This is a genomic window from Akkermansia muciniphila (genome assembly GCF_040616545.1).
GTDB lineage: Bacteria > Verrucomicrobiota > Verrucomicrobiia > Verrucomicrobiales > Akkermansiaceae > Akkermansia > Akkermansia muciniphila_E.
This window is the reverse complement of the sequence record NZ_CP156688.1, coordinates 1,828,294-1,843,542: the sequence shown is the minus strand read 5'-3', so window position 1 is coordinate 1,843,542 and position 15,249 is coordinate 1,828,294. Positions and strand designations below refer to the sequence as shown.

The following is a 15,249-nucleotide window of genomic DNA, read 5'->3' as shown; positions in this document are numbered from 1 at the left end:
TTTCGGAAACACGGCAAAAGGCCCCATAATCCCGACTGAAAACACAAACCACCGCATCTGGACCATGAGTCGATGGATGAAAAACTCTCAACTCATCACCATCTACATTTATATGTTAACTATTCAAATTCAGATGAAAACTCCCTTTTTTACGCGATTAGAAATCCTAATATATTCACAATGGTGACAATCAAACAAATCCGAATACAAAAACTTCTCTTAACCGGACACTAATCATCCTCCACACAAATACGATCTTCGCTATTTTTGCTTAAACAAATCGCCCCTGTAAAAGGATTTTGTATCATTTCCAGAGCGATATGAGCCGAGGTCATTTCTGCAATCGACAATTTTTTTCCTATATTCGACGCGGTTTCCTTGAGATTGACTACACGCCGTTGCACATTTCTCATGGATACGTCTGCATATGTTTTTTCCAAAAGAGCCCCCGTTTTCAAATCCCGCAAGCACTTTTCGAAACCTCCTCCCATTTTGCGGGCAAAGCCAAAATACAAGCCTTCAGCCGGTTGGGCTACCTCAAGCCTTTCGATTCCACCATCGAAAATCCCTATCAGAACGTCATTTCCCAAAGTCTCCAGCCGTAGAATCTTTAAAGGAACGCCATTTTTTCCAAATGCCTTGAATTCCAGTCCCCTCCATCCCCGGACAAGAACGGATCGCATCAAAAATCCGGTACTGCGCATTTCGGAGAGAGTTCGTTCTCCCATACCATTGCTTTTTTGTTCCGGCTTTCCCAAAAGCTTTCTTCTTACGAAAAAGCTTTTCTTGAAAGCCCGGTCAACAACGCTTTCGATGATGGCCGCATCATGCTGATAATCGATGTCAAATACTCGCCCTATGCTCATGGCGCCATCCAGCAACGCGAAAATGAAATTGACATCCACATGAAAGAACCGTGTGCTTTCCTGCGGCAGCATATCTTCACGTACGACAAGATATTGAAAAGGGACATCGTAAAGCAGGCTCCACAGGGCAAGTTTGCTTTCTATTTCTTCAGGAATTTCAAATCCGGAAGAAACGGCATTCATGAGACCTCCACGCTTCGCTATATACTGGGGGGTCAGGAAATCAAACAGATTATCGAAACTCTCTTCTCTTTTTGTCCAGCTCTCAGGCATTTGATTGTTGTTCCCCTATCAGTTCTTTTGTCAAATCAGTCAAACGGCTTAACAGGATATCTTTCATATCGGCATTATTCATCATACGGCAAGCTCCATCAATATGACTCAAAAGCAGAGCATGATTGCTCCGGTCGATCGCTTCTCTTTTGTTGACGCTTCTCCATGCATCCAGTGCTGCGGTAAAGGAACCCGACTGCATGGCGAGCAGACGTCCCAGTGTAAAAGCCGAAGCATAAGAAATGTCGAACATGCCCATTTCCGGTTCGTATATGAGCCGTGAATCCGAAAAAAACTGCGTCCGGTTTTTTCTCGTTTTTTGTTCACAGGAAGCAAAAGGACTTTTATACCAGGATACCGTTCGACCACCGTCCCGCAGAGAATGGTTCAACGGGACAAATCCTTTGGAAATGAGATTGTGAACAGGAGGTGGCGTATTCCCGGAAGTTTTGGCTATCAGAGGATCGACGTCCAATCCCTGAAAAACGGTTTTGAAATCAAAATCATCCTGCCTGCAGTGAAAACTCCATGAAGTCAGAACGAAAAGACGTACATGGCTGTACTCTTTAGAATCCCTGATTCTTTGGCGTAAACGAACATCGTTAAAAAAATTCTCGAATCCCTGGATAGATACAACGTAAGCCGTATTTTTCACACCTTCTTCACCCGTAACGGAACAGGGATACCGGTTGCTCACGAGAACGGAAAGCCACTCATCAATCTGAACCGCCTCTATCGCCTTGTTGTCGCGACAGACGCCTCTTGCGTGTGCAGTATAGGGCAAATCGTCCAAGGCTGGGCACACATCGCAAAACAATTCCGCAGGTACATCAAGGACCGTACAGGGTTCTTCCTGGCCACCTTCGCCAAGAGCCGGACAATAAACGCCGTCAGGAGGGGGAAATGCTTCCCTTCGCGGCATTACCGTCACAACGGCACCCTCAGTTTCGTCAAAAAGCAGCAAAGTTATCCAAGGCGAATCGGGAGCGTTGCCAAAGTTGCGCTCCCAGGGATAGGTGCGGCGCGTAAAAATGATATGAGGCAGCACCATGTCAAATTTTCCGAAACAATCTCTCGGCGGATAGACGGAATAAATTTCATGAGGCAGCAGGGATGACGGATCCGCATCGCAATGAAAGGTAAAGCGGGCTGTTTCTATGGTGCAATCCGGTATATTCGTGCTTTGAGATACCTCTACATGGTATTCTCCTCCGGGCAAATTCGGCCGGATTCGAGCGGCCAGCTGTATTCTTCCTGTATCCATATCTCTTCCTGTTATTCTGTGCCAATAGCTTGAATTTCCGGTGTGCTGAACAGAATTTCATCCAAATTTTCACCCCAGCGGTCCAGTTTCAAATCTTCCTCCCGATAAACGCCAAATTCCTTCGCAAGCATCGATAAACAGTTGTACCGCAATCCTCCTGTTTTGACGATGGAATCCGATATCTGCCGCAGCCGGTTCTCGTCAGGGTAAATTTTGGGCCTAATAGGAGACGGATGAGTCCATGAGAAAATCAAAGGAGGTAGCATTTCATTCTTGCACAGCTCAGCCACATCATAACTTCCAGCAGGATATTCCGGCAGAATTCCTTCAGGTTCAACATCCGGGCAGCATAAGACAATGCCTGTCGGCACGTTCTTTTGAAGTGTGTCGGTATCGTTGATCTCCGGTTTTCGCTGTGCCCACAGAGCCCTGGGCAGATTGGAAAGAATGGCCTTCCCCTGCATCCGGACCACGGCACCCGCCGCACTGCGCACTTTGACCGTCAGCTCGCTTGTATAATGACTGATTCCCATGGGAACAACTCCCAGCCCCCCGTACTCCCCCCGTACCTCGTCTTCCAGCCGCAGAGAACTGCAGGGGAGGCGAGAAATAATTTCAATGGACAGATATTTGGCACTGACGATTTTTTCTCCGCTGTTCCTGTTTTCACGAACAATGCCGTCTGCCACACGTATACCTATATACTGAGCCTCGTTTGCATTGCCTGTCTTTGCCTGAGGGAGGAAGGATTCCGCAAATTCCGGCCATTTGATGGGGATCTCCAAGGCCTTGCCCTCACCGAAGGAAATGGTAAATGAGATAACCCACCATTTGACATGGGCTTTCCCGCCAAACGGCGGACCCCAAAGATCGAGATTGGCGGAAAGTTCAAGAGTAAACGTCCTGTAAAACGGAAAAAAATCCCAGCGGAAACTCGCTCCTATACTGACATAAAGAGAAAGCGAATAGGCGAAGGGCTTCCACTGCATGAAGAAGTCAACGCGAGCCCGAAACCAGGCTTTTAAACGCCCCATCTCAAAAGTCAGGGCTAGGCACCCTCCCATCATCAGGCACGAAGGCGTCAGAGCAAAATAAAAACTGGCTGTCAGAGACAGGTTTTTGCTGATTTTCCAATCTACTCCGATTCGATCTACCTTGGGATAATGAGGTATCAGGAACCCTTCCCTGTATCCGCCCAGCGTCAGGATGAAATCACCGCTATGTTCGTTTTTTCCAAACCACGTCACAAAGGCAAAACCGCCACGAAGTTTGCACCCTTTGTCAAGAACGAAAGACTCGCTTGTAAGTACTCCCAATATACTCACGACCCCGCAATCAGGCGCGATGACCACTTTCAGGGCAAGCTCCGCATATGCGACCTTTGTAGAACTCCGGGGAGGGAGCGAGACACTGGCCAAGCCCAGCAGGGAAATCTCAAGATGGTCGCCAAACATGACATTGGCCAGCAGAAAGGCGTCCACTAACCCGAAGGAGGTAAAACGTACGCCGACAGAGGCAAAGTATTGTCCCCGCTGCGGCTTGATAGACGCATTCATGGCCTTGAGAATCTCTCCCGGCGACATTTCCTTTTTCAGGGGTCCCTGCTGCATGGCTGCAGCCACAAACGGAAACTTTTTTACATCCTTCACCTCTGCGGGCAGGATAATGGTCCGGTTATAACCAAACCCTCCCGCCAATCCCGTTATATAAAAAATGGAAGGCCCTCCCAGCGGGTAATTAAGCAGTAAAAAGATAAAAAGAGAGGGATCTCCATCATCAAAAACTCCATAGGAACCCAATGCAGTTAATTGAAAATTTCCGACTCGAACGGAAATCTCGCCCGTATACAAGGACATCTTCTTTTCTTTTGCAACATAAAGTCCCCCGGACAATAACAGGGGAGGTCTCGATACCGTAACGGCAAGCCCCTGGATGCCGAAATCGACTGGCTTGCTCTTTTTCAAGGGAATGCTCAAATAAAGACCTAAAAATTCGAGCAATAATACGGACAGCCGGAGACCACCGTCGACCTGAACCGTCACGCATCCATCCCCCATGGCAAAGCCTAATCGCGCCAAATGTAAGGGGCCAGCATCCTTGTTGACATCCAGCCACTTAACGGAAGATATACTTTCTTGCCTGACATCACTGGCAAGCGACATGGAACGATTATCCGGCGACGGAAGCAACTCAAAAGGAATTTTTTGCCCGAATAGACCTACTTCCAGATCGGCACCCAGGGCTGCTTTCTTTTCTCGCGCGACGGTCACGGAAAAATATCCCAGACGGATGTAATCCTCCGCCTTCAATCCCTCTCCGATCACCGGCAGTTTGTTCAACTGGAAAACACTGTTGATTTCCAGCTTAAAACAGAACTCCCGCGACAACCCCGAGGAATGGGAAGAAATGGTCAGAGCCCCATAATTTTTTGTCGCGATGAGAAAGGTGAACCGCTTTGCTTTGAAATGGTAGTCAAAGGCGATTTTTGTCAAAGAAAGATCAAAATGGGAAACAGCCTCCGGAATGTCGACGCTCAGGGGCGTATTCGAAAAATGTTGAGATAAAAGGGCGGGACTTATTCCCCCGCCTTCCTCCGCATTCCAGGCGGCCGATATAATACTTTCCTGCCGGGAAGCCTGGAAAAGCAGACGGAAAGGCAAATCGCCGATTCGTATATCACCGGCGATCTGCACACTGATAGATAAATTTTGTTGAGGAATTTCCAAAATTTACACTTTTCTTGTAACTGCCCGGTATACTTGTTTTGAAACTAAGCGTTATCTTTCAGGTAAGTCGGAATATCCACAATATCCATCCGGGACAGGATCTTCACGCGATCCGTATTCCAAACAGAAAGAGACAATTTTTCCACATTGAAGAAAGATTGGCCCTCCGGGAAAATATTGCTGAAATCCACATTGAGTTGAATAGCATATTCGACGGGGGCTTCCGGCGACAGAAGCAAGAAGGCTTGTTTCAAGCAAATCTTGATAGACTCGGGATCAAACGCGGGTTTGGTTGCATCCTTTTTACTGCCTGCTTCCCCGACTTCCTTTATTGAGTCTTCCAGCGCTTTGGCATCCAATCCGGAAGCATTCGGATCAAACCCTTTCAACAGGTTATTGATTTCACCTGCTATATCCTTTATACTCATCCCCTCATTGCTGTCCTTGTCTGTCGGAATCACCAGGAAAGTATTTTTCCCATCTACCCTGGCAAACATTGCCATCAGGCCTGTGCCTATGAGCTTGAATGAAATGCCGGCCTGAATATTCATGCTGCTGCCTGCCGTCCCTAGCTGTGTATCCTGGCGGGATACCAATTGATTGCCTTGAGTGCCCTTATCGGAGGCTCTTTGTAGTTCTTTCTTCATCATATTGTACTCTTTCCATGCTTGTTTGACGGATCGACCCGAAAAACACTATACCTAAAATAACATGTAAATAAATAATTGTCAAAATTAATAAATATGTTATTCTAAAATAAACACAGAATATGTTCCACGAATCAGGAATATTTTGTTTTCAAAATTCCCAATAAAACAAAAAACCAAAAAATCGTATGAATGAGTACATCACCGATCTTGAACGTGAAATGATCAAACAGGCACTGGCCAATGCCGGCCGTGTAAAGATTGATTTATCAAATGATCTGCACTATGCCTTTTTTCTGGAACAGAATGGAGGGCTTGACCGTATGGCACGTGTTGCCCCGACTTATCTGTCCATGGCGCAGCAACAGCGACGCTCCTTCCTCGACGGAATATTCCTTGAGGAAACGCCGGCACAAAGCGTATTGGGTCTTGTTGATTACGAATATATTAGTAATGCGGCAATTTTGCAGATCCAAACCGAAACCGGTAAACCCGCTTGGAATATTTTTTCCAACTCCATTGCAACCTACATTGCTCCCAGAGCGATGGAAAAAATGACTCCCAAAATCTCCAACTGCAATACGGGAAAACTGATTTACTCTGACACTGTCTATTTTGACACCCCGGACTCAGATCATCAATATGTCTCGAAGGCCAAGAAAATATTCCCGTTGGCGGAAGGGCGGAATGAAACGGAATATCGCGCAACTACTTATTTTGAAAATATCAGCGTCAATTCCAAAGGAGAAGGCAGGATCAACGGCACCTTCATTGTCTCCAGTATTTTCACATACAATACGAGCGACGACATCGAGAGAATTACCGTTAACAGTCCACAACCGATAAATGGTAACAAACGCACGGGGGAGGATGCCAAGATCGTCCATATTTCTTATTCCAGTCAGGTTATGAAGAATCCCGATTATACGTACAAAATATACCTGCCTTCCGACATCAAGGAAATGCCTGTTCGCATTCCGTTGGAAATTGAAGTAGAATTACGCAATGGTTCCTGTTTTTACAGCGAAGGAGAAAAAGGGTACTTGGATGAAGACTGCGATCCGACTGTAATATTGTCCCGGTTTTACCAGAATAAAGTCATTCAGAGCGGGGCTGCCCCTCTTATCATTGATTGGAAAGATTTTTCAGAAAATAATATTAAGATCATAAAAACAGACAAAAACAATAATCCCATTGCGCTGAGACTGACATTCCCCGAAGAATGGAAAAGCAAACTTCTTTCCGATGCTGTCGTCACACAAACAACCGATGCGGATTTATATATGAGCTTAATGTTGAATATGAAAACCCCTAAATATGGAAACGTCTATGTGGCTCTTCTGATCGGCAGCGATATGGAGCCAACCCACCCGGGAACTAATACCGCCTATATGCCGCGCTTACGTTATGCCTGGGACTGTTTTGACAAAAACGCCCTGATTTCAACTGTAAACGGACAAAAACGAGCCGTCGAGATCAATAAGGGAGATCAAATTTTGACGCGAAACGGGAAAACAGCCAAAGTCATCAATATCGTCCGGTGCCCTAGAAACACGATGCTGAGCGTGAAAACGGAAAACGGAGGTCTCCTCGTAACGCCCAGTCATATCATTTGCACAGATAAAGGCTGCTGTCCCGCCTCTCTCCTGGTTCCGGGCAACAACGTCCGGGCATGGAATGAAAAAACGAATAAGGAATTCCTGACCAAAGTTACATCGGTGACGGCAGAAGAATACGAAGGAGATGCCTACAATTTCCAGTTTGATTCCACGACGGAAATTATCGCCAATGGGCTTTTTGTCGGAGACGCACTCATGGAACAAAACATCTCCCGGCAAACAGAAGAAATTGTCCGCCCCACATACTCTCATGAACTTCAATCCGTCTTGTCAGAAATCAAAAAACTGTGCAAATAGCGAGCTTCCCGCTTTTGTAAAAGGAGACGTTCCCGAATGTCCCGCCTTACACTACTTCGCCGTCAAGGCTCTCTCCTGTTTTGCCGGATTCTCTCATGAAGAGGCGCAAATAATTGCCGAATACGCTCAATTCCTCGGTGATAATGCTACATCTGCGGGACTGCCAGTAGAAGAAATTACGGAAGAATTAAATGAGAAGAAACTGTATTTTAACAGTGAGACAGGCATTCTCGTGCCCATCATTCCTACGAGCATGAAAACGTGGTACAATGAAACGGAGATTGAGACAAAAATTCCATGGTTTGGTGCTTCTGCCGGAGATAAACGTACTTATGATACCATAACGGATATCCTGCGCCCCTTTCACTTCTATCCCCCTTCATCCCCTTCAAATCCCGGAGATCCGCCCGTTGTTCGGTTCAATCCCTCAAATCTCCACAACCGTTTGACGGAGATTGAAAAAGAAGCGCAAAAAGCGGAAGGGCATCCCGGTACAGATCTGTTGATGAAAATCGGAGTTTATATCCATATTCTTGCCGACACGATGCTGCATGAACGCTTTTGCGCCGAACGGACATGGCAAAATTTAAAAAGACTGGTTACCGCGCTTGATGAAAACGGTAATAGAATAATCTATACTCCCTATAAGGATTATGGTTTCTCGACCTTGGAAAAATATCCGTGCGGCATCCAGCAAATCGGAAAAGTCGTTCATGATAGCTACGTCGATTATGAATATATATTCCCACGGGGAGTTCATGAACTTGCCGACAAACTCGATTATTCGGGGCATCTTACTCCCGTTAATTCGCATCGTTATACGGATGCATGCGAGATAATATTGCGTTTTTTGACAAATTGCATACCCGATTCTTCATTTGACGAAACAAATTGGAAACAAACATTGAAACCAAAGCTACGAAGTGTTTTCGCAACGGGCAACGGAACTTTCAATGAACTGAAAAAAGCCTGGAAAAAAGAATTCAACTATGCATACGAATACGATGCCGGCGCGGTCTATAAACGGTTGATGGAGGGCGACTCTTCAAAAACAACCGATCCGGAACGACTTAAGGAATTTTATGATTACACCCTTTTACTCTACAACATCAAACAGGAAATATAAGCATTATGAGCATCGAAATAATTCCCCAGTGGAATACGAACGGAACCGCACATCTGACACTTATCGCGGAATATCCGGAGTCTGATAAAGATTTGCAGCTGGTTCTCGAACTGAGCAATGAAACAACATCCAGAAAGATTTTCTCCAGAACATATATTGCAAAGAAGAAAATCATCGGTGAAATTCCGAATGTAAAAATGGCAACGCCGGACGACGATACCGTCTATCGGCTCTCTGCCGTTTTACGCGAAAAGGAACAGGAAGAATCCGCCCCGGAAGAACCGACTCCTGTTTTAGACAGTCTTCACATGAGCATCATCGGAACAAAACAATGCTTTGAATATCCTCTTTACCATTTTACGATAAAAGGATTATACGATAATTCCACAAAAAAACAGTGGGTAAACCTTAAGGCATCTGTCCCATTGGTTCCTCTCCCTGAATACAAAATCATCAGAATAGATGCTCCGGCTTTGCAGTATGTCGTCTCCGGGCAACCTGTAAAATATACAGGCCCTCTCATATTCAGGAAACAGACCGCATTCTCTTCTCCGGCCTGTTTCGATCTTGCAGAATTCAGTTCCGCAACAAAAGCGGACAGCCCTTCTTTAATCTTTACCGCATGCTGCTACATTAAAAAACGAGGCCGCCAAAGTCCGGTTGAAATGGTACTGTTTTATTTCGATAGCCGTTACTGGCATTGGTAATGGAAAAAAAAGTTTCTCTTCTCGTTCCCGTCAGGGTGCGTGCCATGATGATTGGAGAGTCTTCGAAAAAGAAGATGTTCTCCGGTTTGTCCTATGATTTTTCCAAACTGGATGAAGAACCGTTATCCCAGATTATTGAAAAACACATCTTCTCCGAACGGGAACAGGAAGACCCCGGCATACATCTGCATTGGGGGTTGCCCGCAGGGCTGACAAATGGCATCCAGGATGAGCAAAGTGAAGATATAACGTATCCGACAGTCCCCAACCGTTGGCTGGTAACGCGGTTATGGACGAAGGAGGGTCATGAGAAAATTTCCACAAAATCCTTCATCATCCGGAGCGACATTCTTAACAGTAATTCGGAAAGAAAAAATTTCAGCAGTCCCACCTATCCCTTCACAAAGGATATTGATCAGCCGTACCGTTATCTGGGTCAATATGCGGATGCCTCCCTAAGCCCTGATGCTGCTGCCTTTTCCGAACGCATAAGATTGACGGCGACAGCCCCGGCCAATCCGTTTTTTGCCGCTTTCGCCCCGATGTGCCGCAATGTTTTTGCGTTTTATGACGATTTGTCGGACGACGACCTGGCTGGCGCACATATCTGTTATGCTGTCTCCGGCTGGTATGAAGACGCCGTCGAGGAAGAACCCATCGCAAGTATCAGCGGGATAAAAGAACTGGAAGAGAAATGGGGGTTAACCGTCAAAGCCGCCCGCAAACCGGACCGGATGATTTGCCACGGGTTTATAGACAATCTCGAATGGAGGGGTAGCCATATCTATTACCCATCAGGCGTCCCATCCGACCCTGAGCCGGGAGAACCGGAAATACGGCCCAGGTTGGCCCTCGGCAATTCTTCAGCAGAGGCACTGGCTGCCCTCGCCGGGCGCGGCCATGGCAACGATGAACGCCTGTTTCATTTGTTCATGCAAAATTCTCTTTCCGGACTGATGGAAAGCAATGGACTCACCCTTGCCGAACGGGAAATGCACGAAACCGCGTTTACCCCGATCAAACCGCCGGATATTATCGGAATCAGACGTAAAAAAAACAGAGAAGAGGCAGCTCCCCCCGATACCCGCACAATGGGTAAAATCGCAGCGATTAGAAAGCGGCAGCGCCTGTTATTCGACAAATACAGGGAATTCCTGCAATCACAACGGGAAGCGTTCGAAACATGGTATTTATATACATTCGCCATGGAGGACAGATACCGGGCTCTATACCTCAAGCGTCTGCAGCAACAATTTCAACGCCTCCCTGTAGTAGGCTCGTGTCTGAAGCAGGGAACGGAAAACCTTGAGTCTCGCATAAAGGCTCTTGATCCCGGCCCCGACTACGAAACCGCAGAAGAGCCTGATCAATGTTTTTATGTGCCCAATGAACCTGTCATGGTTATTTCCCAGCTGGCTCATAAAGATACACAGGAGAGTGGTATCCTGACTTGCCGAATCACTGGTCAGACAATTCAGTCACTGACGCTTCTCCTTGAAGGAAAAAGTGTATTCATCAAAGGCAATTCCCTATATGAAACAATGCGTCTTGGTATCAATGTCCCGGACGATGTTCCGGACCTTGTGACGGAGGCCGTACTGCTCTCCCCCGGATTTGCAGAAATAGCGGCAAAGAAAGCATTTACTCTCGGCGGGATTTCCCCCTCGAAGGAACAAACAGAAACTTTGGCCCGAACCATCAGAGTGCTCCAGCAAAATGATGGGGAAGCAAAAGAAAAAGGATTTTCGGGAGAATTTCCCGATTCTGCCGCCTGCGGATTCCACTCTCCTTCATGGCGTCCTCTCTTCATCGAATGGCAGGCCTGTTATTACCCCGATAACGAACTTTTAAAAAAGCAGCCTGATTTCAAAAACTGGCAATTAGAAAATGGAGACTACACCTTTACCGGAAAGGATGATCTGATCAATCTCCATAACGAACGAATCATAGAAGGGCGTATGCTCATCTCTGACAATGCGGATCATCAGTTGTCCTCCATGGTACAAACAAATCTCCCCCCGGGCAACCAGGCGGAACTGCTTGCTCAGGCACGGGAAAAAAGCCTGCTCTCCCAAGCACTCAGCGGATTTCACAACACTCTTCTGATGAAAAACGAATCATTCCCGCTGGCTCTTTTTACAACAGATGACGAGGAACAGTATATCATTGACGCCATTTCCGGACTCTCTCCCGAAGTGCTTGGAACAAAACCGGTTTTCGATAAATTGTACGCTCCAATACGAGGTGGTTTCCTTTCCCTGCACCAAATACGCATCATCGACACATGGGGACGCTACCAGGATATAAAGCAGCCGGATTGGTACGTAGGCGAAAGCCTGAGGCAAAAAGAAAAACGCCTCCCTCTCAGGTACGCCATGCTGCCCCCGCGGCTTCCGCAGGCGTCCCGTCTGCGGGCTTACTGGACCTGCTCCGGGAAAGGCAGGGAAAAGGAAGAAGCCGGTTTTGTGGAAACGGCGTCGCCGATTTGCGGATTCCTTCTCCCCAACCGTATAGACCACAGCCTGATGGCCTACTATCCGAACGGAACTCTGGCCGGAAGTTTAAATTTGACGGAGACAGGTACCGGAATCATCTGGAAAAGCCCGCCGGGAGCCCCATTCTCCTCAATCATACCGGAAAACCTTGATCCGGAAATGTACCAGATCATGAAGAATTTGCATGATAGCACCCCCTTCGTGTTGAAGCAATTGATCTCCTATATCAACAAACTTTTTTATCTCATCCACACCCCCGTCCACAAGATGCATGCCGCTGATTTCATGGGCCGCCCCATTGCAGTCTCCCGCATCTCTCTCAAAATGGAACAATTGGGCAGAACGGAATGGTACAGGCACAATGAAGAAACCGGGCAGAGGGACAAATCACACGAAACAGATGTCGAAGAGGCGGTCCTGCCTCTGGATCTGGGGCTTCGTACAGATATGCGGGACGGCATGATCGGTTTTTTCCTGAATGGTGACTACAAACAAATGCATATACATGGAGAAATCGTTTCCGGCGACAGCGATCCCTACTTTATCAAAAGCAATCGAATTTCCATACCGCTCAAGCCCACAGCCGAGCCTGACATGATCACCGTTTTACTGGAACCTTGGTCTGACATCAACATCATCACGGGCCTCCTCCCTGTAAAAACACTGCGCCTGCCGGAAGAGCTGGTCAGCCAAACGGTAAAAAAAATGAGCATGACCTGTCTGGCGGCGCCGATCATCACCAACATAAAGGACCTCTCCATTCCCGTGCCGCGTTCCGAGAACACCGATTTTATATGGAGCAGTCTGGAAAACGATACGCAATGGAAGAACATACTTCTGGAACCCGTAGACGGGCAAGCCTTTGCCCATGAATATCCCCAGAAAGCCGTAGAAGGTTTTATAGAAATGAAATATAAGGAGGAACCGAAAAAATGATCTATACTCCCAATGGAATTATCCTTGGATTTCATGAAACGGAATTTGCCGTCAACGATTCAAGTGAAAATAATATGACTGAAGCGCAGCTTCATTTTTCGGTTATGAATCCGAACAGGAGCAAAAAAATAATCTTCTCCAATTCCTTGCAGGCTCCGAAGTCCAAAATTCAGCTATTCATTGATATAGGTGAGGGGGAACACAATATGTTCACACCCGATGATAAAAAGGGATACGGAACCATAATATGTCACGGAGAGTTTCAAGCGACTGGCTGGAAAGAGCATGAGACCTTTCCAAACAAATTATACTGTGACATTACACCTGCAGGCAACAGCCCTGTCAGTCTGGAAGCGCTGGAAGCCATTCGCTTCACCTGGACCGGGATAGCCTCCACATCATGCCAGGGCTTTTGCTCCATCATGGTCAAATTTTCCCATATCAAGGGGGTGCCCGACAAAACCGTGTTATGCGAATTGTTCAAGAAAAAAACGGATCTGCGCATTCTGCAATTCGAGGCGTCTCCCGGAACAGCCGCATTCGGACAGACAATAACCCTGCATTGGAAAATACAAAAAGCAACCAAAGGGTATCTGTATCCCGGTGATTTTGACATTTTTTCGGAAGAACAAAAAGGAGCCTCATCACAGGATGTTGTTTTCGACAAGGATAGTGGTAGTTATTATCTGAACATTTCCTCAGCAGATTGCAGCACATGCAGAAAGGTAGATCTCTTCGCTGCCCTGCCTCTCATCTCCGACTTGTCCGTCAAAAACAAAGAGGCCAAATGGGAAGTCCATTTCGCATATTTGGTTGAATTCTCTACCGGTGATTCCTTTGAAAAAGTCGATCCCGTCGGCCAGCAGGTTCTCACACCGGACATAAGCCATATCTCACTCAGAGCAACAAGCAGCGAGGGAACTATTCAGCGTGACATCCATCTGCCGCCAGTCTCTGAAATCATTTCTATCATCAAGGAAACAACAACCTTTAAAACACACAGGATCATCACTATCAAGTGGACGACCCAGCTACTTGCGAGCGTTACATTAAAATCGTGGGATACCGCACTTTACACCATTTCCGACGTTCCCTCGGGAGAGTGGGAACAGGCTTATCCATTAACGATGAACTGCCAATTTGCCATTTATTATGAAACAACAAAGGGAACCAAGGGCTCCATCATTATTTAACGAAAAAACTGGGACGGATTGTCCTCTGTTTCTCAATATTTCGCCGAATCATCTTTTTTCCAGCCATAAGGAACCTCGTGTTGTCAAAAACAGACTTGTTTTTCAAATTCGTAATACTTCCTTAACACAATCGGTGGAACTATATAATGATGAGGAACGCGAATATTCTGACTTCAAAAACATCGATGAAGCAGAAATCAGACCGGGCCTCAGCATGATCTATCTGGTTTTCCTTTTGGGAGAGGCCGAAACATGCCTGACGACAGAAGCCCAATTCTCTCTTGCTCAAACGTACAGGCAGGAAAATTTTCTGGTGAGTCGTCCCTATCCCGGTCATCTCATTCTCTACCCGGAAAAAACGCTATCCATACCGCCCTGTGGGCAAATAGAACTTGTTCTGGATGAATTGTCCACCAACCTTCCTGCAGGAAGCATTACCTCTTGCGAAGCAAAGTTCATCAATATCCAACAGGATATTTTTTATTTTTGTCTGCCTGTTTATAAAAAAAGTATTCCACTCGGTATCAGGCAATTTGAAATAGTAGAAGGAACTGGGAAAGCCGGATTCCGCGATACGGTCAAATTTAAATATATGGCTTGGGGAGCCGATACCTGTCTTATCACTCCCGGTGATATTGTCTTGGAACAGAAAGCAAAGGAAGAAGACAATATTTATGAAACTATCCTTTTGAAAAAAACATTGTTCACACTCATCGCAAGATGCGAAGACGAACAAATATCCCAATCTCTCGAAATAAAGCCATTGCGAGCTGAAATTGTGAATTTTAAAGTCTCGGCCACTCCCAAAGGCTCAAACTATGAAGCCACGCTGACCTTTACCGTCAAGAATACTCGCCATGTTTTTATAACACATGCAGGACGCATTAAAGTGGAAGACGGGAAAGAACATGTTCTCACTCTTCTTCAAAGCAAAGCAAAAGAAAAGTACACGTTGACTGTAGAAAACGAAGACGGCCTGCTCACAGAATCCCGCAGTACCTAATACTCATAGTCAATTATTGAAAAACCAGATTTCCCTACCTTCCCAAAAAAACAAGTGCCCAGATAATCCTGATGAAAATGATCGTTCAATCGATCAT

The 15,249-nt window shown here is 46.4% G+C and carries 10 protein-coding genes; 6 read left to right on the top strand and 4 right to left on the bottom strand.

All coding sequences use genetic code 11. The annotated features are described in order from the left end of the window. Positions 1-230: 230 nt before the first annotated feature. The 4 genes from ABGM91_RS07555 to ABGM91_RS07540 are packed head-to-tail and all read right to left on the bottom strand — an operon-like array spanning position 231 to position 5,779. Positions 231-1,139, bottom strand: a complete 909-nt coding sequence (locus ABGM91_RS07555) for a hypothetical protein (protein ID WP_290565948.1) — start codon at positions 1,137-1,139, stop codon at positions 231-233. Then, on the bottom strand, positions 1,132-2,403 hold the full coding sequence (locus tag ABGM91_RS07550) for a hypothetical protein (protein WP_354831038.1): 1,272 nt from the start codon (positions 2,401-2,403) through the stop codon (positions 1,132-1,134). Before ABGM91_RS07550 ends, ABGM91_RS07555 begins: the two co-directional genes overlap by 8 nt. An 11-nt stretch (positions 2,404-2,414) precedes the next feature. After that, positions 2,415-5,129: a DUF6603 domain-containing protein gene (locus ABGM91_RS07545; protein WP_354831035.1), complete on the bottom strand. Its 2,715-nt coding sequence runs from the start codon at positions 5,127-5,129 to the stop codon at positions 2,415-2,417. A 44-nt stretch (positions 5,130-5,173) separates the two neighbouring features. Continuing rightward, positions 5,174-5,779 carry a hypothetical protein gene (locus ABGM91_RS07540; protein ID WP_354831033.1) on the bottom strand — a complete coding sequence of 202 codons (606 nt, stop codon included), beginning with the start codon at positions 5,777-5,779 and terminating at the stop codon, positions 5,174-5,176. A gap of 185 nt (positions 5,780-5,964) precedes the next feature. Between ABGM91_RS07540 and ABGM91_RS07535 the strand changes: the two genes are divergently transcribed. The 6 genes from ABGM91_RS07535 to ABGM91_RS07510 are packed head-to-tail and all read left to right on the top strand — an operon-like array spanning position 5,965 to position 15,152. Beyond that, complete coding sequence (locus tag ABGM91_RS07535) at positions 5,965-7,692, top strand: hypothetical protein (protein WP_354831030.1); 1,728 nt, start codon at positions 5,965-5,967, stop codon at positions 7,690-7,692. Further along, positions 7,646-8,818: a DUF6765 family protein gene (locus tag ABGM91_RS07530; protein WP_354831027.1), complete on the top strand. Its 1,173-nt coding sequence runs from the start codon at positions 7,646-7,648 to the stop codon at positions 8,816-8,818. Before ABGM91_RS07535 ends, ABGM91_RS07530 begins: the two co-directional genes overlap by 47 nt. A 5-nt stretch (positions 8,819-8,823) precedes the next feature. Then, complete coding sequence (locus ABGM91_RS07525; protein ID WP_354831024.1) at positions 8,824-9,525, top strand: hypothetical protein; 702 nt, start codon at positions 8,824-8,826, stop codon at positions 9,523-9,525. After that, complete coding sequence (locus ABGM91_RS07520; protein ID WP_354831021.1) at positions 9,525-12,956, top strand: hypothetical protein; 3,432 nt, start codon at positions 9,525-9,527, stop codon at positions 12,954-12,956. The genes ABGM91_RS07525 and ABGM91_RS07520 overlap by 1 nt, the downstream gene beginning before the upstream one ends. Further along, the gene (locus tag ABGM91_RS07515) at positions 12,953-14,149 is read left to right on the top strand and encodes a hypothetical protein (protein ID WP_354831018.1); all 1,197 of its coding nucleotides are present in this window, start codon (positions 12,953-12,955) and stop codon (positions 14,147-14,149) included. The genes ABGM91_RS07520 and ABGM91_RS07515 overlap by 4 nt, the downstream gene beginning before the upstream one ends. Next, entirely contained in the window at positions 14,109-15,152 is a 1,044-nt protein-coding gene (locus tag ABGM91_RS07510; RefSeq protein WP_354831016.1) for a hypothetical protein, read from the top strand. The genes ABGM91_RS07515 and ABGM91_RS07510 overlap by 41 nt, the downstream gene beginning before the upstream one ends. The last annotated feature ends 97 nt before the right edge of the window (positions 15,153-15,249 follow it).